This is a genomic window from Peribacillus sp. RS7, assembly GCF_041956845.1.
Classification (GTDB): Bacteria; Bacillota; Bacilli; order Bacillales; family DSM-1321; genus Peribacillus.
Genome location: NZ_CP168135.1, coordinates 4,653,869 through 4,672,425, shown reverse-complemented (window position 1 = coordinate 4,672,425; position 18,557 = coordinate 4,653,869). Strand labels below are relative to the sequence as shown.

Sequence of the window (18,557 nt, the reverse complement as noted above, 5' to 3'; positions counted from 1 at the left end):
GAGCTGTTTTTGGATTTCTATCTATTGATTGTTGAAATTATTTCTGTGAAGTAGTATTGGAGAGGTACACTTAATATTGAGTATTTACAGTGGGAATGGTATTGGAGTTGGATAAGCATGTATGTTTTATTACATATTTCATATAGGATTTTCACTAGACTTAGAGCTTAGAAATAGTGAAAAAATTAAGCACGAGGCGCTGGCCGATAAAAAGAAGAGAGCATCTGTAAACTACACAGCTGCCCTCCTGATTTTCTCCAAGATCCATTAATAATCTCGTAATTCTGTACAATGAAGTATTTAATCTACCGGACGGTCATCAAAATCATAGTCTACCGTGCCAGGAGCTACACGTGCATTTGTTAATGCCGGAGTTTCCGGACGGGCAATTTGATACACACTGGCACCGACAATTTCAGCTGCTTGCTGCAATTTTTCTTTCGATATCTTATCCAGTGTATCTGTAGGCTGGTGATACCAAGGCTCTACAGGGGAATGGATAAACAAGGCGGATGGAATGCCAAGCTCATGGAATGGTTGGTGGTCACTCCTGCCCAGCTGTCCATAAGGAATCGCAACATCCATCGTTCTGGCCCCCGCTGAGGAACCCAGGTCCGTCACAAGGTTTTTCATTCCATCAATGGTATACATAATCAAACCACCTGCAGGATTATCCTCGCCAGCATCACGTCCGCCTATCATATCCATTTGGAAGTGAGCCACCATGCGGTCTACATCCTCTTTGGGAAGGGAATCTGCATAGAAGGATGATCCAACGAGCCCTCTTTCCTCAGATCCGAACGTGAGGAAGCGAATTTCAGTGTCAATTGGCGTTTTGGCCAGGATCCTTGCCAGTTCCAGCACAGCTGATACACCCGAAGCATCATCGTTTGCACCAGGGCCGCCCGGGACAGAATCATGATGGGCTCCAACAGTCACGATTTGACCATTATCCTTATTGGCTTTTGGTTTTAGGGAAGCGATGACATTGTAGGATGTCTTTTCGATTCTTTCAGCTTTTCCCACTTCCAGAGTGGACGTGATTTGTTTAGTTTTAAGCTGTTCGACCAACTCTACCCCTTGGGCTTTTGTAATGGCTACAGCAGGTATATTTTGCCCCGCTGATACTTGTCCAAAATTATTTCCTGATGGTGAGTTGTTGTACATTAAAACGCCAACCGCTCCTTTATTTAGGACATTCTGAACCTTTTCAACAAAGGTAATGTCCCCACGTTCAACTAGTGCAATTTTCCCAGATACATTTTCTCCAACTTCCTCTGGCTTTGCTTTTCCAACATTAACAAGTTCGGCCGTTACCTTCCCGCTGATACTGCCGCTAATGGCACGCGGTGTTCCTCCTAAATCACTGTCACCAATTTTCACTTTTACATTTTGCACCGTATCATAGATGGGAAAAGGCTGAACCTTTGTTTCAAAACCAAGACTCTTAAACTGACTTTCTATGTATTTGACTGCACGGAGCTCCCCTTCTGTACCAGCAGCCCTCGGTTGCTCTGATAGATAGGCAATCGTATTATACATATTGTCCGCACTAATTTTTTTGATAACTTTGTTATCAAAAGCTGTGTCAGACTGGGCATTTGTTGCCCCGTTTGTTTGTGCGAATACTGTACCAGTTGATAGAACCATACCCGCAGCTAATAGTACTGTTAGTGATTTTCTATACATATAATCCCTCCTTCTTCATAATCTTCCTAATTATGTATTTAACTGAATATTTTGTAAATGAGTCATTAGTCTTTAAATTCCTACTATCAATTGATGTCTGACACCCGCTCTTGTTTTAGGATGCTTCAGCATCCGTTGGCAGGCTCGATGCCTGCCTTATAATCAAGAAAAAACGTAGGTTTTTTCCTTCCATAATATCAATACCGGTTTCATGTTCCATTTGTTCATCATTAAATGCAAATTGTCCATCATTATTAACTTTTGCTTGTACTTCTTCAGTATCATTAAACGCATACTATTATTGGATTAATTTTCTATTTCACCTTACCCTGAAACCATTGTTAAAGATAGTTCCCTTCTTTCCTCTACTCTCGTAATACACTGTTCACAGTCATTACAGTCTATTTACAGGACAATAAGAATTTAACACTTAGTGTATTATAAAAATTATAGTGCTCTTTTAATTTTTAACGCTAAAAAGCACTCGTTGCCTTTAGTAGACAATCAAGCGCTTTAAGTTCATTTTCTAAATAAAACATTAAGTTTCATGTTTTTATGGTGACAGTATGACATCTATGAGGGGTCCTATCTATTAAAATGTTATCCCGCCCTATTCTCGTTCTTATTGCCTAATATTAAAATTACATTGACACTCCTTGAAGGTACAACCTAGATGAGTCATGAATTCAAATTAGAGCATATCTTTAACTGGAAACAATTTAAAGGTTGTTATTTTTTAACTCCTCAAACCACTCATTAGCAATATGATGGGCCGTTTTAATATCGTCATTAGTATATACTAAATCATACTTGTATTCAGCTTTAAAGTTCCCACTCTAACATCATATATTAATTTCATCTCAGTGGGCATATCTCTTTCATATTCTTTGCACAATACTTTTATTATTTCAGTATTTTCATTGATAATATCAAGTACCATAAACCCTCGTCCTGCAGACACATCATATCTTTCTTCCCCATTTTCCAATGCATCATTCAATTTATGAGACTTTACATACTTATTGTTAATCAAATAAAAGAAACTGCTCGAAATAATTCCTTCTTCACATGAAGCATAAACATATACTTTATCAGCTCTATCTTCAACATATTCCATACATATGGATATCATATCTGCTTGCAATTCACTAAATATATCTTCAAATTCTCTCATACTACTTTTTCACTCCTTTGATTAATTTTTAAGATTTGCAGAACCAAACTCACAATCAATAGTGTAACTGACTATAAATTTCTCTGGACGCATATCGTTCCCAGAGTAAATTATATTAACATCAACTGTTACTTTTTTGGGAGGTGTTTCTTTTAGAGTTGCAGCCCATATTTCTTCAAGTTTCTTATATTGCTTCAAATTAACATCAGATAATTGCGAAACCAAATTATCAATTTTAGGTGAGCCTCCAAACCTACCACCTGCCAAATGCCCTGCATAGTCTTGACCTTTTACTTTACCTGGTGTATTTTTGCTGTGTGACAATCTGTCTTTTCTTTCTGTTAATTGTAAATTTTCTGTTTCAAATTTTGTAATCCTACCTAAATTATCTGCATATAAGTAATCATACTCTCCAGTTTTATACCTAATATCAGGCTTTAACCTATCTACCATTTGTAAACTGTTGCCCTTTGTCGATAAATGTTTTGACTTCACTTACTCCAGAATTATCTTTACGCGTACCCTTAGGAATAATCTCCCCTGAAACAGCCTCTACTTTGCTATCCTTAACCGTAAATTTCTGATAGGCTTCCTTAATTGTCTGCTTTTCCATTACAACTTGGGGAAGGTTTGGTCCTCCTGCGAGGGAAACTTGTTCCACACTTATACGTTTAGGAATTTCCTTTTTACCTAGTTCTTCACCTATATTTTTTAACGTGGTTTTTCCTGATCTCGCTATATCTGTTATTGTAGCTTGAACCTTCTGAACCTGCTTTTGCGCAAACTCCTTACTGTAAGGAATGAACTTTGTACCACTCGCTACTTTTTTCTAAGCAACCTTGCCTTGAAGTAAATCTGTATGATTTTAAGTCCTTACGGCCTATTATCGGAGGAGCCCGATATGGCGTAAGATGATCCATTTTCATATTTCAACAATGAAAAGACAAAAGACCTTAACTTTTGCGTTAAGGTCATTCAAAAGAACAAGCTCTTCTTGTCCTCCAATATTCATTCTTAAGGTATTCTTCTAAAATATTCTTATCATATTCAGATTCATGTAAAAGACCCAAGGAAGTATATTCCCAAATAACCCTTCTTTCGTGATTATCTGAATCTGATAGATCTTCATAATTATAATCATAATCTTTTCAACTTGATTGGTTCTCCCTTATTCGATTGGTCCCATGAATTGAGTACTCAGATAAATATGTTCAATAAGTTTCACCTTTTTCAGGTTTTCCACTTTATCTGGTCCACCTAATCCAAGGAGAGGGGTATAACCAAAACATTCATCAAAATTTGGTTCTCCATATTTATCAACTGCTTCAGGATAAGGATTCCAATCTAATTCTTCAACAATAAAGCTATTATCATTTAAATCATCTAGAAAAAAGTCAAAACCAGCTGAAATAACATTTACATTCCCTTTTCTAAAATTTAGCAAGTTTAAATATCTTCCTTTTTCCCAAACAATTATATCGCCCATAGATGTAGCAAATAACGGAATAGCATCTTCGCTTCTTATATATACATCTTTTAAAAGTTCTTCAAATACATCAGGGTTTACCAATTTTAAATAACCTTTTAATATACTCCCAAACCCGTATTGCCTCCATATTTCTGTTATTTGTTCTGGTATCTTCTCTTTATATTTATCGATGACTTCTTTATCAATTTTTTCTTCTAATATAAATCCTTCAAATACATTATTTGACAAATTATTCTCCCTCCAATAATTAATTCATTAATTTAACATTTAAATATGTTGATTTTCTTTCTGATTCAACCATGGTTTTTGATAGCTCTCTTATTTGTTCATCTAATACATCTATTCTGTATTTCCATTGAGAACCAATAGAAGAATTAACTTTTTTATCCCCCATCCCACCTATATTAATAGGATTTCCTCCCGCAATTTGATCCGGGTTATGGAGAGCAGCTTGAGTTTCTAACCATTCATTTGCTTTTTTGTTTGCGTCTTGTCTAGACAATCCTTGTTTACGTAATTCTAAAACTTTTTCTTTTAAAGCTTCTTTTCTAGCAAGTTTTTGAGCTGCATTACCTTCTAAAGCTCTTCCTTCTTCTATATATCTTTCTCTATTCTTTAAATACTCTTCAATAGTTAAATCATTCAACCCTTTTTCTTGGTCTTTAACTGTCTTGCAAATTCTTCTGCATTGTGTTTTGGATTTTGCTTGAACATAACCTCTATTTCTGAGATTCTTTGGACATGGTATAACATGCCTGTACCCTTACCACCATCACTCTTCACCGCAAACTTCTGTACTATATCCTTAATAGTCGTTTTATCAAAAGTGACATGCTTGTAGTTGTTTCCATACGCCGTGGCTAACTCTTCGACCCTGATACGAAGAGGTACTTCCACATTACCGATTTGCCGGCCGAATGCTTTTGCCTTCTGAACCTGCTTTTGCGCAAATTCCTTACTGTAAGGAATTAACTTTGTACCACTCGCTACTTTATCTGCGACCTTCGCCGCACCTGCACACCGCCGATTCCGAGTGCCATCAACAGCCCGTTCTGGCGCTGTTCCTCGGTTAGCTGGTTGCCGAACATGTCTTTGCCGGTGGCCGCTTCGCCGAGGCCGTTAGCTGCGAGGAGTCCGTACAAATCGCATTTGGTCTTTTGGATGATATGTTAGCTGAGGATTAATTTTCTTTTCTACTTTCCCATAAAGCCCACAACTTGGGGAAGGCTAGGTCCTCCTGCGAGGGAAACTTGTTCCACACTTATCCGTTTAGGAATTTCTTTTTTACCTAGTTCTTCACCTATATTTTTTAATGTTGTTTTTCCTCGATCTCTCTATGTCTGTTATTGTAGCTTTTACATACTGAACCTGCTTTTGCGCAAATTCTTGCTGTAAGGGACGAACTTTATACCACTCGCTATTTTTTTCTTAGCCATCTTGCCTGAAGTAATTCTATATGATTTTAAGTCCTCACGGCCTTTTATCTGAGGAACCGATATGGCTTAAGATGATACATATTCATATCAACAATGAAAAGACCTTAACTTTTGCGTTAAGGTCATACAAAAGAACAAGCTTTTCTTGTCCTTCATTATTCTTTCTTAAGGTATTCTTCTAAAATACTTTTATCATATTCAGATTCAGGTAAAATACCCAAATGAGTATATTCCCAAATAACACTTCTTTCGTGGTCATCTGCATCTGATAGATCTACATAATCATAATCAACCTTAAATTTTCCTGTACTTTCTAAAGTAAAAGTTAAATTGGTACATTGTTCTTGATTATTCTGTTTAAATTCTTCTGATAAGTCTTTTAAGATCTTTATTAACCTCCGCCATGTTTCTCTATGCTCCATTCAACTAATATGTAATTAAGGTATATCATGGATATATATGAGGTTATCATTAAAATTAAGTGATAGAAAATGAACGCTGTCCCTGTCCCCACAGTAATTTCTCCATACAAAATTACTTTACTCCACTCTCCTGGAATTATCTCATTTACAGTTTGAGCTATTTTTTGGTAGTTTGATTCATTCAATTCTTTTACTCTCCTGCTCTAAAAAAGACGCTACCTGATAAGAGTAAAGTTTTGGTTTATTTTGTATAAAAGGTCAAAAGAATTATAACCATGGCTAATAGCTTTTAATATCATTCATAAAAACGAAAAAATTGAAGAATAGCATCAGAAAGCGTTGATGATAGTGCTTGGAATCCACCGGGTTCTATATATTAATTGTTGTATTTTCGCACCCAATATTCAGACTTTATTTACTTTGCGACAAATAAATTGTCCATGAACTCTTTAAAATTTCCAGATATCGGTTTAATAAATTCTTTCCTTAATTCATTATCCTCCTCAAAGTAGTCCATGTCACAAAAATAAACTTTACCTTTTTGTTCTCTATCTAAAGATAAACAGATTAAACTATTAGCCGGATCTAATCCTATAGGGAGAAAATCTTTCGGTACAATCCTGCTTTCATTATACTTAATGAAATTACTTTCTAAATTTTCTTCTATTTCACTAGATAAAGGGAAAAATAGTATAATCGAGGAAGTTATTGTTCGATCTTCTGTTTGAAATCTTCTATTTACCGCTTTTCCACCATTATTAGATAATAAAAATTTACTGAAATCTTCCGGTAGTACTAAATTAAATTTTTTCTCGAAATTTTCAAGTTCACTTACTGTAATATTTTTAAATGTATATTCAAATTTATATTCCATTTTATTTTTGCTCCCCCATCTACTTTGTATCTTCTAAAGAATACATTTGCTCTAGCAAATCACTAAATGTATCACACACTAATGATAACGCTTCTTCTTCATGATTGAAGAAAATTATTTTGGGAGAAGGATAATTATTTCGATAATCAAAACATAAGTAGTTTCCAAATGGATCTCTGGCAAAAGGCACAATCCCTTTTAACGTTGGACTAGAAAATAGCTCATAAAACATCCCTATATTTATATCATTATCAGTAAAGCTAATTAAATCATTAAATACTCCCTGTTGCCCTTCACCAAAATTAAAGATATTAGGCTCTGGAAAACCTCCGTTATATCTCATAACACACATTTTGTAGTCATCAGGATATTCAATCTCAAACACTCTTTCAATCGAAGCAATTACACCCTCATCGGGTTTTTCTTCCTCTACAAATAGCCACTTTTTTAATCCCATGTTACCATCTCCAGAATTTCTTTTTTTATAATACCTTTTCTACCCGATTCACCACCGCCCCATATAGCTCTTCCACCAGTATGTCCGGCTGCTTGGTGTTCAAAATAATCCACAATTTGCATTCTACCTGTTTCCTGATGATGATGCCAAGTAAGTGTTTTAGGAACTCTACCTTCTTTTAACACTTCATATTCTTTCGCTGTGAACTTTTCAGCTAGTTCTGGATTGCTTATAATTTCTTCAGATAAGGTTTTAGATAAATATTCAAATTGTGCAGCATCTGTTTCTAAAAAATATTTTTCTGGTAAGTAAATTTCAAATTTTGATTGAAAAATTGGGTATCCATCTTTGTCATAAATTACTTGATATTCTTTTCCATTTTTGTTTGAAATAAAAGTGTACAGTGTAGTTCCGTCTTCATTACGTTCTTTATATTTATAATTTCTTGGTTGGTTAGGTCTTCTTGTATATGCTGGTAGATTTCTAACTGCTTCAACCATCGCATCGTCAGCCTTTGCCTGGTTTACAGTAGACAGTCTCTTCACCGCAAACTTCTGTACGATATCCTTAATCGTCGTTTTATCAAAAGTGACATGCTTGTAGTTGTTTCCATACGCCGTGGCTAACTCTTCGACCCTGATACGAAGAGGTACTTCCACATTACCGATTTGCCGGCCGAATGCTTTTGCCTTCTGAACCTGCTTTTGCGCAAATTCTTTACTGTAAGGGACGAACTTTGTTCCACTCGCTACCTTATCTGCGACCTTCGCCGCACCAGCCACACCGCCGATTCCGAGTGCCATCAACAGCCCATTCTGGCGCTGTTCCTCGGTTAGTTGGTTACCGAACATGTCTTTGCCGGTGACCGCTTCGCCGAGGCCGTTGGCTGCGAGGAGTCCGTATATCCCGTATTCGGTTTTCTGGAGGAGGCTAAAGCCTTTTGTCGTTTTATAGGCATCGAGTGCGTGGTTCGCTGCGTTGAGTCCTTTGGCCGTTTTGTATAGGGCGCTGCCGCCTTTGATGGCCCGGCCAGCCCAGCCGACGACGGGGATGAATCCAGCGGCGGCCATGGCGCCGGCGGCGATTCGTTCGGCATCGGACAGCTTGCGGCCCGTTACTGGATCGACTCCGGTTGAGGCCCTGATTGAATCATAATATCCCGTGAATTCCCCTGTAAAGGTTTTTGTCGTATCCCAGGCTTTTTCATACCATGGGCGGTTTTCGAGTTCTTCCATTTCATGTTCGATTTTCTGGGCTTCGGCTTGTTGCTTTTTGAAGGTCTGATAGTCTTTCATCTGACCGGCGACTTCATCCTTCACTTGATAGACGTCACTATTCTTGAATGCCGATTGGTTGAACGTCATCGGCGAAACGTTGCCGTCCTGTTTGGTGGCATCAAGCAAGGCGCGGAAGAGGCCAACGGCCACGTTTTCCTGCCCGACGGACACATCATATTCCTCGACCAATTGCCGGTCGACATTCTCGACCTTTGTCACGGTGTCATCCAGTCTCTGTCCGGCCAGCGTGATTTTTTCATTAAAGTCATTTTGGTTGAACATATCAAGAGGAAGGATATCGTCAATGCTGTTCAGGATTCTTTGAAGATCGCTCGCTTGTTCATCGACAAGCGACTTCGCTTGGTTAATGCCGGTCGAGACTTCGCCATCTAAAAAGGGAACCTCGACCACCGTATTTCCGGATAGATCCGCCTCTTCCAGGCTGGCTGGAATGCCTTCCAAAAAACTGATCTGGGTAGTGAAAAGTTCCATCCAGGCGTCCGCCACCTCGATTTGCGCTTCATAGAAGCTTTTGATGGCGGTGGCACCAGCACCTTGAAACTCATTATCCAAGCCAACGATGCCCTGAAATTCCTTTTTCAGGGCTGCGACTTCTTTCTTTAATTCTTCATATTGCTTGGCACGCGACTTGGTTGCGGCCGTCAATGTCTTGGCTTCATATATTTTCATCGCGGCTGATACCCATGTGAAGACGTATGGGCGATGGCTTCATCTTGTTCTTTTAATAAGTCAATGTTGGCACGGGTATCTTCCACATTTTTCTGGACGATTTTGATATATTGCTCAAAGACCTTCTCCAGGTTCGTTTCCCGATCGATCCACTTCGAGGTGAATTCCAATTTATTGTTGCCAAGTTCGCCTGCCGGCAGATTTCCGAGCGTGACTGTACCAAGTGCCGTCTTCACCTGATCGACTTGCTTCGTTACGGCAGGATGATTCAGTTTGATTGTCGTCATTAAAACAACCGCCTTTTTAAATCTGATATTTTGCTTTCCAGCTGCTCAAATGCCTCTTCGCCTTTACTTAAAAGGTGGTCGGCTTCTTGGGCTATATTCCCCGCTATGCTCAGAAGCGTATTCTCGGCATTTAACTTTGTAATCATCGCTTCGATTTTCCATTGGTAATCGTCATAATCGTCATGAATGATACTGAACATCACATTATAGGCATCATGACGGGCTTCCTGAAAATGATCTGAGCGCTGCCCTGTCCAGCTGCCACCTAGCTCAGGGTCTTTTATTTTCCTGATCTCGTTAAGGCACATACTCTGTTCTCTTATAATATCGTTTTTCGCATTTACCAAACGTTCAATTTTCACATTTAAATCAGCTTTTTTACCGGAGATAGCAGAGTGTATATTACTCAATATATCTGCATATACCATGAAACTCACCTCAAAAACAGTATATTCCTACACTAACTGTCATATTTTTCTTATTTATCATTATAAGGATTATAGTCCGAGAGTTAAATAGGGAAAAATATGCTATTTTATCAGTTAAAAGAGAAGTTTGGCATACAAAAGTTCATACATACCATATTCTTTATACCCTGAATTTTACCAATTTTAAACAATAAGTAAAAAATGTCACCTCGTTAGATCCCCTATAAATATTTCAACCACTTTATTCAAACTGCCCCAGACTATATCTGTTCATCAAATCACCCTGAACAAACTCCCTGCAAGTGGAAGATAGATGTGACCGTTGAGGATGTATTAGATCTCCAAAAGGCAAATCACCGACAAATTTAACTTCGCCTTCAAAATTCTGTCCGGATTCAGCATCAAAACCGATTACTTTCACAAAGCAAGTTTTGTGTCCGGTTTTCATAAAATCAATTACCGTTAACACATGATTATGTACATCATTCATTCTTTTTAACCTCCAACCATGAAAATCTTGAGTAAGGATAAGATTATACAAATTATTCTTTACTAACCTTATAAATAAAGAAACCGATCAAAACAATCATCGCTAAGATCGCTAAAGGCATTAAAATATTGGACATAGGTACACCTACTTCCCATGAAAAAACTTATTCTTTATTTTTCTATGTATTTTGACTGATCTATTCACCATTAACTATACCTTTATTTTGCAGTCATTGCATGTCTTGACTTTCCAAGTCATCACTTATGCTTTTCTTATGTTTCCCAATAAAACGCGAAAGAATGAAACACTTATATAGTAGAAGATATACTCGCCTTAGCATGTTTATGTTTGCATATTACGTTAATCTAAGGTCAGCATTTACACCCCCGAAAACCAACCCTCTTCTATATAGATTTATAACCTGCTATAATCTAAGAATTGGAGGTGTGAAAAATGAAAGAAATCATCCAGATATTAGCTGAAATCGTCAATAATCTTCACGATTTCATCCTATTCTTTGTGAGTGACACATTAAATTCAAATGCAACGGACAAAGACTTGCATTTTTGGATAATGGGAATCATCGGTATCATCATATTTTTGTTCGTGTTATTTTTATCTAATTTAATTTCCCGGATGCGTTTTGGGATTACGATACTCTCTTTCCTTTATACCTTTACTGTCATGGTTGTTTTAGTATTTGCCATTGAAATACAGCAGGCCCTTACCAGCAGAGGGAATATGGAATTTCAAGATGCGGCTATAGGTCTTTGGGGGTTCATCGTATTTTTCATGGTTTTTGCTGTACTATCATCCATATTCCTTTTAGTGAAGAATTTTTTCAAGCAATCAAAAAAAAGGTAACGATAGGTCACCTTACTTAAGATTTTCCTTATGGACATTCAATCAGGATGATCTTTGAAATTCGGATTTTGCATCGGGAATGATAAACTCTCTGTAGCATCATCTTAAATCAGATTGGAAAGGTTACAGAGAAGCGGATATGAGGCGGGGTAAAATAAACATATGCTATCATTTACTTCGGTTCACTTTCATTGAATAAATCAATGCTAAACAGATTAAAAGAATCGTCGTCATTAATTCGTTCTTGATCATTTCCGGATATTTCAGAACTATTTTCCCTGCGACGGCGATTTACTTCACGTAATTCCGTTTCCAGAAACTCCGCTTGACCATGGGAAAGCTTGATCGTAATTTCATTATTATTTTGATCATCTGCAGCTTTCAAGAGGACATAACTATCCGCTGCATTACGTAAAGTCACATTGCTTACTGTTAAGTTCATGTTCGCGAGTTCATATCTTGCCTTCATAACGTAAAAAGAACCTCCATCGGAAAATACCGGTTAGAATATTGTATATTAAATATACTCTACTTCAAGATATCTAAATATACAAATCCTTTGTTTGATATTTTAGGTCTATAAAAGCTTCTTTCCCTATATACGGAATGACGTTTCAGACTATAGTTTTAAAAAAGGGTCATCTCTCACGCCACAAAGGTATGCGATGAGTCTTTCTGTCCAAATATTTCTCTTTAATTTGTTTTGTGCCATTCCGGTCAGCTGGCTTGCACGAGAACTATATCCACAAAAGTATAAAATTGTAAAATGTTATTTTCATTAGTTATAACTCCCTCCTTATATAAGACAAGACCGTTTAAACGGTCTTGTCTTCATCGCATTTTTCTTCATATTCAAAATTATGTTTTGTATCTTGTGCCGGGTGTTCTCTTTTAACATCTTCTTTTTTCCCCATTAACATGTCATCGTATGGTGTATACATGTTAGGAGGCGTTTTCTTTTTAAAAATTACTCTGTAACCAATCAGGACTATAATGCCAACTATTATTATTATAAATAAAGAAGAAACCATACATATCCCCCTCAAATTATCTTAATACCATATTATAACATAAGGCATGAGGGGCAATTTCACTATCGTATTCCTTCCATTTCTCTTTCAGCACTATTTTGTCGATTTGTAGAAAACCTATATTTACAACGATTAGGGGCTATTTTTTGCACTGTTCTGTATTTGATTCAAGTAATTAGGATAGCGCTTTTTAACTAGGTATTTAAATGAAGGATGGAACCTTTCCCTATCGAAATGGTTTCATTTGTTTATAATTCTTTCTCGATTGCGCGGGCAATATCGTATGGACCCATGCTTTCATTTGAAACAATGACCGTTTTCATCCGATTTGCCGGATATACCGCAGAATGGAAACTTACACCGGGGTCATATCCCATAATATGATATTTGAATATCCCATCATTTTTTTTACTAATCCATATACCATACCCATAGTATTCCCCTTCATCTCCCGTAGAAATATGGGGTTCCAATAAAAGATTGGTATATTCTTGATTCAGTAACTGATTGGAAAATAACCCTTCCCAAAACCTGAACATATCTGTTGTGGAAATATACGCCCCTCCATCCGCTCCACCTTTGATCGGAAGGGAATAAACATTCGTTCTCCATGCTCCATTTTCTTCGTCAATGTACCCTAATGCAGTATTTTTAGGAAGCTGGTCCATGGAAAAATAACCGGAATTCTTCATTTCACAAGGTAGAAAGATATTTTTATTGATATATTCAGAAAATTCGAGTCCGGTTAGTTCCTCAACAATCAATCCCAATACAATATAGGCAGCATTATTATAATGAAATCTTCCCCCGGGTTGGAACATCATCACGCCATCTTGAAACATTGGCAGGAAATCTTTTAATCTTTTTATATGGTACATCGGATTTTTCTGCCATAGCTCTTCAAAATCCTCCATCACTTCTTCATCAAAGTAATCAGGAATGCCCGAAGTGTGTGTTAAGAGGTGATGTATGGTTACATTTTGATGGAAATTAGGAAACACCCTCGGAAGACAGTCTTGAAGTTTAGACTCAACGCTAAGTTTCCCTTTTTGTATTAACTGGCAAATGGCGATCGCGGTAAACAGTTTACATCCAGAAGCAATTCCGAACCTTGTTTCAGTCGTATTCATAATCTCATCCGATCGATTGGAATAGCCATGTGCTGAGCTATGGATCAGATCATCTCCCACTTTCACACCAACTACACCCGAGAAATCAATTTCCTTGCTTGTTTCTTTAATAAGCCTGGATAAATCCATATGTAGAGTCGACATTTAGTTTTCCCCTTTGCTGGTAAAATTTTTAATTACTGATGTGTTAGCAAAGGTGATAGTAGTGGTCTTGTAAAAAACACCCGCACCTTAAGAGATGCAGGTGTTAAATTTCTTTAACTAGTCTCGGCTTCACACGTTCTTTTATTTCCACCAAGTATCATAAACGTTTATGGCTTCATTGCGTTTATGTTCGGTTTTTGTATACCATCCTTCGATGATTTCGGCAGCTTCCGTCCTGATTTCCTTGCCTTCAAGGTAATCATCGATTTCATCGTAGCTAACGCCTAAAGCGACTTCATCAGGAAGTAACGGTTTGTCATCTTCTAAATCGGCCGTTGGTATTTTCGTATAAAGACGCTCAGGAGCACCGACGAATTTCAGGATTTCTTTTCCTTGCCTTTTATTTAAGCGGAATAATGGAATGATATCCGCTGCACCGTCACCATGTTTCGTAAAGAAACCTGTGATCGCTTCAGCTGCATGGTCCGTACCAAGCACGACGCCTTTATAAAGTCCGGCTAAATCATATTGTACCTTCATTCGTTCACGTGCTTTGACATTTCCCCTTAAGAAATTCGATAGCTTTTCAGAAACTGCTTCTTCCACAGCTTTTACTGATGCATCCACCGCTTCCTTGATGTTGACTGTAACCGTTTGGCTGGGCTTGATGAATTTTAAAGCCAGCTGCCTGTCATCTTCATCAGCCTGTACTCCATATGGCAAGCTTACAGCAACAAACTTATAGTCGCTGCCATTCGTTTCTTCATTCAATTCATTGACAGCGGTTTGGGCAATATACCCCGCCAGTGTTGAATCTTGACCACCAGATATTCCAAGTACAAAGCTTTTCAGAAACGTATTTTTCTTCATATACCCTTTTAATAGATCAACACTTTTCCTGAATTCGACTTCAGGATCGATCGTTGGTTGGACAAGTAATTTTTTTACGATTTCTTTTTGTAATGGACGCATTGGCATAGCCCCGCTTTCTAATAAAATAGATTGGTCATTTCGTTAGCATTCTTTCTACATTGGCTTTAACTTCATCTATATTCCTCATTTTATTATCCCAACAATCCTGGCTGAGATCTACCGGGTATTCCTCTGGATTAAGTGCACGAAGGTACTCCGGCCATAATACTTGGAGATTTTTTTGCGTGAAGGCCTTGATTTCATCTATTGTTGGCAATTCATAAATCAAGCTGCCATCCTTGAAAATATCCACATGCAGATCAACCGCATCGAAATCCGTGACGAATTTACTTAGGAAGGTATGGACAGGATGAAACATTTTTAATTTTTCCTGTTCCTGCGGCTTCTCATATTCCATCGCCAAATAATCACCTTCAGCATGATGGTTCACTTTATTGATGATTCGATATACTCGTTTTAAGCCAGGTGTCGTAACCTTTTCAGGGTTAGAAGAAATTTTGATGGTATCTCTCATATTCCCATCTTCGCCCTCTATTGAAACCATTTTATAAACAGCACCGAGCGCTGGCTGGTCATAAGCCGTAATCAATTTGGTTCCGATGCCCCAAATGTCAATTCTTGCTCCTTGTTGCTTAAGGTTGATGATCGTATATTCATCCAGGTCATTGGAAGCGACAATCTTCGCATCATGGAAGCCTGCAGCATCAAGCATACGTCGTGCTTCTTTAGATAAGTAAGCTAAATCACCGCTGTCAAGACGGACGCCAATGAAATTGATTTTATCGCCCAGTTCCTTGGCAACACGGATTGCATTCGGGATGCCTGAACGCAAAGTATCATAGGTATCAACCAAGAATACACAGTCTTTATGGGAAACAGCGTATTTATGGAAAGCCGTATATTCATCTTTATAAGCTTGGATCATGGAATGGGCATGCGTTCCTGAAACCGGAATGCCGAACAGCTTTCCAGCACGTACATTACTAGTGGAATCAAAGCCGGCAATATAGGCCGCTCTCGCTCCCCAAATTGCAGCATCCATTTCTTGCGCCCGTCTTGAACCGAATTCAAGGGCAGATTCTTCACCGATGACCTGTTTGATGCGCGAAGCTTTTGTTGCCACGAGTGTGTGATAGTTCACAATGTTGAGCAACGCCGTTTCTATTAGTTGAGCCTCGCCAAGTGGTGCCTCCACCCGTAAAATCGGTTCATTGCCGAAGACGAGCTCTCCCTCTTTCATGCAACGGATCGCTCCCGTGAAACGGATGTTCTGCAAATATTTCAAAAATTCTTCATCGTAGTGCAGGTCCGTTTTCAAATAGTCGATATCACTTTCCGAGAAGGAAAAGTTTTGAAGATAATGGACAATTTTTTCAAGTCCCGCAAAAATCGCATATCCGCTATTAAATGGAAGCTTTCTGAAAAATATCTCGAAAACTGCCTTTCGGTCATGTGTTTTGTCCTGCCAATAAGTTTGGGCCATATTGATTTGGTAAAGGTCAGTGTGTAATGCGTAACTGTCGTCGTTGTACTTTTTTTCCATGGATAGTTCCTCCCAAAAGAGAAGCATTCGCTTCCCTTCTATTCTGTTGCGTGAATCGTTATTATAGAATGGTGGCTCCAAGAGATCCTTTAAAATGTCCAAGCGCCCAATGGTGACCGGCATCATTGAACGAGGCCACTGCATTTTCATATACAAAGATTTTATAGCCTAGATTATAAGCGTCGATTGCCGTATGCAAAATGCAGATATCTGTACAAACCCCGACTAAATATACATCAGTAATGTGGCGTTCCCTTAGGCGGATATCTAGGTCCGTTCCTGCAAATGCCGAATAACGCGTTTTATCTATATAATGAACATTCTTTTGATTTTTATTTGTTTCATACTCTTCTTTTAACGCCCCATATAGGTCTCTACCCATTGTACCGCTAATATTATGCGGTGGAAACAAATTCGATTCAGGATGTAAGCGGTCTCCTTCTTCATGCAAGTCAATCGCAAAGACTGTGTATTCGCCTTGTTTGATAAATTCCTTTGTTATGCTGACAAGTGCCTTCTCGATATCCTGGCCTGGCTTCCCGCAGGTCAATGAACCCCCGTCTGCCACAAAGTCATACGTATAATCGATATTGATCAATGCCTTTTTACCCATTTCACTATTCCCCCTTAGTAATAAATAGAGTCCATGACAACCTCTGCATTAAATCGGTAAAGTTGTGAAGGCCGATATGAATTACGTTTCGTTTTCTTCTGCATACCCTTTTCATCCAAGACTTTCTCCAAGAACGGGAGTTTAGGGGCTTTAGCATAAAAAAGTGAGTCTGCGCTGATTTTTGCATCATCTCTAGCTGTCAGCAAAACCCGTTGCAGTTCAGAAAGAGTAAATTCATCCGGCAGGAATTTTTGGGCTATCGTCGTTTGCACCATTTCTTTTTTCATTAAGTTCATCGCATCGTTAATGATTGTATGATGATCAAATGCAAGCTCTAATCGTAAGGCTTCCTGTATCGTGAACAATTCAACCTCGGCTGCATCGTCATTCGCTTTTCTTTGATGAAGATACTCTTCCTGGACAATTGCATAAAAAGCATTGGATATGATCCATCCCCTGGGATCGCGTCCTGGCCGGTCATAGACCCCGAAATGCTTGACATGGAATCCAGCTACGCCCGTTTCTTCTTTTAATTCTCGTTTAGCTGCTTCATAGGCAGTCTCGAAAGCATTGACAAAGCCTCCGGGCAAAGCCCATTTATCTCCTTCGACATTTGGGCGTCCTTCTTTATCTTTTGTTGCGCGTTTGATTAATAATAGCTTCAAAAACATTTCAGGCGGGGCTTTCTCTGCCGTTTTCTTAGTAGTGATAGTAAAAATCGCAATATCTGCCGTATATCCATCTGGAGTAATGTATTTCTTTTTTTCCTGCTGAGCCATGGCAACTCTCACTTTCTTTCACTAAGTATGGGATTGAGTAATTAGTAAATCATTAATTACTAATTATAGTACTCTTCCTTGTAAGATTTAGCAACTCAAAATCAGAAAAATTTTCTAATTTTTTTAAAAATCATTTATTTTAACACATGTAAATAGCCCCACCCGTACGTCTTACCCTGGCTACTGATATAATAGATTCTATTAAAAAACTGCACCTCCAATTGTTTGTTGTGTCTAACAATTGGAGGTGCAGTTCATTTTTACTGGTCGACCGTATAATACGAACGCACCCTTTAGTTTAAGTAGAAAGCTTCACAATCATTTCTTTACCTAAAAAAATCCAATCCCTGAAATTTATAAGTATATTATAAAAAGACGCCTTCTTATAAAAGAAAAGCGCCCTTTAATGGAATAACTTACATTTATCCTCGTTACTAAGAACCCCTTATTTCTAGTTCAACTAACGCAGTTTAAGAACCACTATATTTTCTAGTTTTTGAAAAGTTAAAAATTCTAATCAACAAGCATTTCATACTCAAAGCCTAAATAATTCCTGGTAAACCGGAATTGAAAACATCGATTAATTGAAGGAATATAGTCTATGTTAGGATTCAAGTCTTTTGACACAGCTACATCCATTCATTTTGGAGTAGAGGCCATGCAAATGATCAAAAAAGAACAGGTTGATTTATGGAATCATCTGTCCATAATCAGAAAGAATTCGTCCATCAGTTCTGTTTCTTCTCGTTTTACATATGGATTGTATAAGGCTTTCCGCATCTTACGTTTTTAAGGAGGTATCGTCCC

23 protein-coding genes and 2 pseudogenes are annotated in these 18,557 nt (G+C 38.0%); 2 read left to right on the top strand and 23 right to left on the bottom strand.

Features of this window, described 5'->3' with window-relative positions; translation table 11 throughout:
* Positions 1 to 300: 300 nt before the first annotated feature.
* The 16 genes and pseudogenes from ACDZ29_RS23295 to ACDZ29_RS23220 all read right to left on the bottom strand — a co-directional run bounded on the left by ACDZ29_RS23295 (position 301) and on the right by ACDZ29_RS23220 (position 10,713).
* Positions 301 to 1,689, bottom strand: coding sequence for a M28 family peptidase (locus tag ACDZ29_RS23295; protein WP_375088812.1), 1,389 nt, complete (start codon positions 1,687 to 1,689; stop codon positions 301 to 303).
* Positions 1,690 to 2,408: 719 nt separating this feature from the next.
* Positions 2,409 to 2,863: pseudogene (locus ACDZ29_RS23290) on the bottom strand (DUF600 domain-containing protein).
* 21 nt (positions 2,864 to 2,884) lie between these two features.
* The gene (locus tag ACDZ29_RS23285) at positions 2,885 to 3,316 is read right to left on the bottom strand and encodes a DNA/RNA non-specific endonuclease (protein ID WP_375088811.1); all 432 of its coding nucleotides are present in this window, start codon (positions 3,314 to 3,316) and stop codon (positions 2,885 to 2,887) included.
* The gene (locus ACDZ29_RS23280; RefSeq protein ID WP_289324987.1) at positions 3,306 to 3,476 is read right to left on the bottom strand and encodes a toxin; all 171 of its coding nucleotides are present in this window, start codon (positions 3,474 to 3,476) and stop codon (positions 3,306 to 3,308) included. The genes ACDZ29_RS23285 and ACDZ29_RS23280 overlap by 11 nt, the downstream gene beginning before the upstream one ends.
* Before the next feature lie 358 nt (positions 3,477 to 3,834).
* Complete coding sequence (locus ACDZ29_RS23275) at positions 3,835 to 3,951, bottom strand: hypothetical protein (RefSeq protein ID WP_375091207.1); 117 nt, start codon at positions 3,949 to 3,951, stop codon at positions 3,835 to 3,837.
* An 80-nt stretch (positions 3,952 to 4,031) separates the two neighbouring features.
* Entirely contained in the window at positions 4,032 to 4,580 is a 549-nt protein-coding gene (locus tag ACDZ29_RS23270; protein ID WP_375088810.1) for a T6SS immunity protein Tdi1 domain-containing protein, read from the bottom strand.
* A gap of 19 nt (positions 4,581 to 4,599) precedes the next feature.
* Positions 4,600 to 4,998 (bottom strand): polymorphic toxin type 15 domain-containing protein, encoded by a 399-nt coding sequence (locus ACDZ29_RS23265; protein ID WP_375088809.1) that lies wholly within the window; start codon positions 4,996 to 4,998, stop codon positions 4,600 to 4,602.
* The gene (locus ACDZ29_RS23260) at positions 4,995 to 5,249 is read right to left on the bottom strand and encodes a hypothetical protein (RefSeq protein WP_289324984.1); all 255 of its coding nucleotides are present in this window, start codon (positions 5,247 to 5,249) and stop codon (positions 4,995 to 4,997) included. Before ACDZ29_RS23260 ends, ACDZ29_RS23265 begins: the two co-directional genes overlap by 4 nt.
* A 694-nt stretch (positions 5,250 to 5,943) precedes the next feature.
* Complete coding sequence (locus tag ACDZ29_RS23255; RefSeq protein ID WP_375088808.1) at positions 5,944 to 6,210, bottom strand: immunity protein YezG family protein; 267 nt, start codon at positions 6,208 to 6,210, stop codon at positions 5,944 to 5,946.
* Positions 6,180 to 6,395, bottom strand: a complete 216-nt coding sequence (locus ACDZ29_RS23250) for an immunity protein YezG family protein (RefSeq protein ID WP_289316537.1) — start codon at positions 6,393 to 6,395, stop codon at positions 6,180 to 6,182. The genes ACDZ29_RS23255 and ACDZ29_RS23250 overlap by 31 nt, the downstream gene beginning before the upstream one ends.
* A gap of 230 nt (positions 6,396 to 6,625) precedes the next feature.
* Entirely contained in the window at positions 6,626 to 7,084 is a 459-nt protein-coding gene (locus ACDZ29_RS23245; protein WP_289321968.1) for an SMI1/KNR4 family protein, read from the bottom strand.
* A 19-nt stretch (positions 7,085 to 7,103) separates the two neighbouring features.
* Positions 7,104 to 7,541 carry an SMI1/KNR4 family protein gene (locus ACDZ29_RS23240; RefSeq protein ID WP_370014946.1) on the bottom strand — a complete coding sequence of 146 codons (438 nt, stop codon included), beginning with the start codon at positions 7,539 to 7,541 and terminating at the stop codon, positions 7,104 to 7,106.
* A complete protein-coding gene (locus ACDZ29_RS23235) occupies positions 7,532 to 9,508 on the bottom strand; it encodes a T7SS effector LXG polymorphic toxin (RefSeq protein ID WP_375088807.1) in 1,977 nt (658 codons plus the stop codon). Before ACDZ29_RS23235 ends, ACDZ29_RS23240 begins: the two co-directional genes overlap by 10 nt.
* Complete coding sequence (locus ACDZ29_RS23230) at positions 9,505 to 9,795, bottom strand: YwqI/YxiC family protein (RefSeq protein WP_053344261.1); 291 nt, start codon at positions 9,793 to 9,795, stop codon at positions 9,505 to 9,507. Before ACDZ29_RS23230 ends, ACDZ29_RS23235 begins: the two co-directional genes overlap by 4 nt.
* Complete coding sequence (locus ACDZ29_RS23225) at positions 9,795 to 10,205, bottom strand: DUF5082 domain-containing protein (RefSeq protein WP_375088806.1); 411 nt, start codon at positions 10,203 to 10,205, stop codon at positions 9,795 to 9,797. The genes ACDZ29_RS23230 and ACDZ29_RS23225 overlap by 1 nt, the downstream gene beginning before the upstream one ends.
* 259 nt (positions 10,206 to 10,464) lie before the next feature.
* The gene (locus ACDZ29_RS23220; RefSeq protein ID WP_370014936.1) at positions 10,465 to 10,713 is read right to left on the bottom strand and encodes a hypothetical protein; all 249 of its coding nucleotides are present in this window, start codon (positions 10,711 to 10,713) and stop codon (positions 10,465 to 10,467) included.
* A gap of 453 nt (positions 10,714 to 11,166) precedes the next feature.
* Here ACDZ29_RS23220 and ACDZ29_RS23215 point away from each other — a divergent pair, with 453 nt between their 5' ends.
* Entirely contained in the window at positions 11,167 to 11,577 is a 411-nt protein-coding gene (locus tag ACDZ29_RS23215) for a hypothetical protein (RefSeq protein WP_207439889.1), read from the top strand.
* A gap of 172 nt (positions 11,578 to 11,749) precedes the next feature.
* Here the strand turns inward: ACDZ29_RS23215 and ACDZ29_RS23210 are convergent, their stop codons facing one another.
* The 7 genes from ACDZ29_RS23210 to ACDZ29_RS23180 form a co-directional block, all read right to left on the bottom strand.
* Entirely contained in the window at positions 11,750 to 12,019 is a 270-nt protein-coding gene (locus ACDZ29_RS23210) for a hypothetical protein (RefSeq protein WP_375088805.1), read from the bottom strand.
* A 373-nt stretch (positions 12,020 to 12,392) separates the two neighbouring features.
* Positions 12,393 to 12,608: a hypothetical protein gene (locus ACDZ29_RS23205; RefSeq protein WP_375088804.1), complete on the bottom strand. Its 216-nt coding sequence runs from the start codon at positions 12,606 to 12,608 to the stop codon at positions 12,393 to 12,395.
* A 248-nt stretch (positions 12,609 to 12,856) separates the two neighbouring features.
* Complete coding sequence (locus ACDZ29_RS23200; protein WP_375088803.1) at positions 12,857 to 13,882, bottom strand: serine hydrolase domain-containing protein; 1,026 nt, start codon at positions 13,880 to 13,882, stop codon at positions 12,857 to 12,859.
* A gap of 141 nt (positions 13,883 to 14,023) precedes the next feature.
* The gene (nadE, locus tag ACDZ29_RS23195; RefSeq protein WP_289324976.1) at positions 14,024 to 14,854 is read right to left on the bottom strand and encodes an ammonia-dependent NAD(+) synthetase; all 831 of its coding nucleotides are present in this window, start codon (positions 14,852 to 14,854) and stop codon (positions 14,024 to 14,026) included.
* Between the two features lie 34 nt (positions 14,855 to 14,888).
* The gene (locus tag ACDZ29_RS23190) at positions 14,889 to 16,358 is read right to left on the bottom strand and encodes a nicotinate phosphoribosyltransferase (RefSeq protein ID WP_289324975.1); all 1,470 of its coding nucleotides are present in this window, start codon (positions 16,356 to 16,358) and stop codon (positions 14,889 to 14,891) included.
* Positions 16,359 to 16,419: 61 nt separating this feature from the next.
* Positions 16,420 to 16,971 (bottom strand): cysteine hydrolase family protein, encoded by a 552-nt coding sequence (locus tag ACDZ29_RS23185; protein WP_289324974.1) that lies wholly within the window; start codon positions 16,969 to 16,971, stop codon positions 16,420 to 16,422.
* Between the two features lie 14 nt (positions 16,972 to 16,985).
* A complete protein-coding gene (locus ACDZ29_RS23180) occupies positions 16,986 to 17,750 on the bottom strand; it encodes an NUDIX domain-containing protein (protein WP_375088802.1) in 765 nt (254 codons plus the stop codon).
* Positions 17,751 to 18,348: 598 nt separating this feature from the next.
* Between ACDZ29_RS23180 and ACDZ29_RS23175 the strand changes: the two are divergent.
* Positions 18,349 to 18,518, top strand: a pseudogene (locus tag ACDZ29_RS23175) (IS6 family transposase); the annotation flags it as partial.
* Between the last annotated feature and the right edge of the window lie 39 nt (positions 18,519 to 18,557).

Excerpts from the sequence above, each read along its gene's own strand:
- ACDZ29_RS23295 (WP_375088812.1), bottom strand. The coding sequence starts at position 1,689 with ATGTATAGAAAATCACTAACAGTACTATTAGCTGCGGGTATGGTTCTA.
- ACDZ29_RS23285 (WP_375088811.1), bottom strand. The coding sequence starts at position 3,316 with ATGGTAGATAGGTTAAAGCCTGATATTAGGTATAAAACTGGAGAGTAT.
- ACDZ29_RS23280 (WP_289324987.1), bottom strand. The coding sequence starts at position 3,476 with ATGGAAAAGCAGACAATTAAGGAAGCCTATCAGAAATTTACGGTTAAG.
- ACDZ29_RS23255 (WP_375088808.1), bottom strand. The coding sequence starts at position 6,210 with ATGGAGCATAGAGAAACATGGCGGAGGTTAATAAAGATCTTAAAAGAC.
- ACDZ29_RS23245 (WP_289321968.1), bottom strand. The coding sequence starts at position 7,084 with ATGGAATATAAATTTGAATATACATTTAAAAATATTACAGTAAGTGAA.
- ACDZ29_RS23240 (WP_370014946.1), bottom strand. The coding sequence starts at position 7,541 with ATGGGATTAAAAAAGTGGCTATTTGTAGAGGAAGAAAAACCCGATGAG.
- ACDZ29_RS23235 (WP_375088807.1), bottom strand. The coding sequence starts at position 9,508 with ATGAAAATATATGAAGCCAAGACATTGACGGCCGCAACCAAGTCGCGT.
- ACDZ29_RS23230 (WP_053344261.1), bottom strand. The coding sequence starts at position 9,795 with ATGACGACAATCAAACTGAATCATCCTGCCGTAACGAAGCAAGTCGAT.
- ACDZ29_RS23220 (WP_370014936.1), bottom strand. The coding sequence starts at position 10,713 with ATGAATGATGTACATAATCATGTGTTAACGGTAATTGATTTTATGAAA.
- ACDZ29_RS23215 (WP_207439889.1), top strand. The coding sequence starts at position 11,167 with ATGAAAGAAATCATCCAGATATTAGCTGAAATCGTCAATAATCTTCAC.
- ACDZ29_RS23210 (WP_375088805.1), bottom strand. The coding sequence starts at position 12,019 with ATGAACTTAACAGTAAGCAATGTGACTTTACGTAATGCAGCGGATAGT.
- ACDZ29_RS23205 (WP_375088804.1), bottom strand. The coding sequence starts at position 12,608 with ATGGTTTCTTCTTTATTTATAATAATAATAGTTGGCATTATAGTCCTG.
- ACDZ29_RS23200 (WP_375088803.1), bottom strand. The coding sequence starts at position 13,882 with ATGTCGACTCTACATATGGATTTATCCAGGCTTATTAAAGAAACAAGC.
- nadE (WP_289324976.1), bottom strand. The coding sequence starts at position 14,854 with ATGCGTCCATTACAAAAAGAAATCGTAAAAAAATTACTTGTCCAACCA.
- ACDZ29_RS23190 (WP_289324975.1), bottom strand. The coding sequence starts at position 16,358 with ATGGAAAAAAAGTACAACGACGACAGTTACGCATTACACACTGACCTT.
- ACDZ29_RS23185 (WP_289324974.1), bottom strand. The coding sequence starts at position 16,971 with ATGGGTAAAAAGGCATTGATCAATATCGATTATACGTATGACTTTGTG.
- ACDZ29_RS23180 (WP_375088802.1), bottom strand. The coding sequence starts at position 17,750 with ATGGCTCAGCAGGAAAAAAAGAAATACATTACTCCAGATGGATATACG.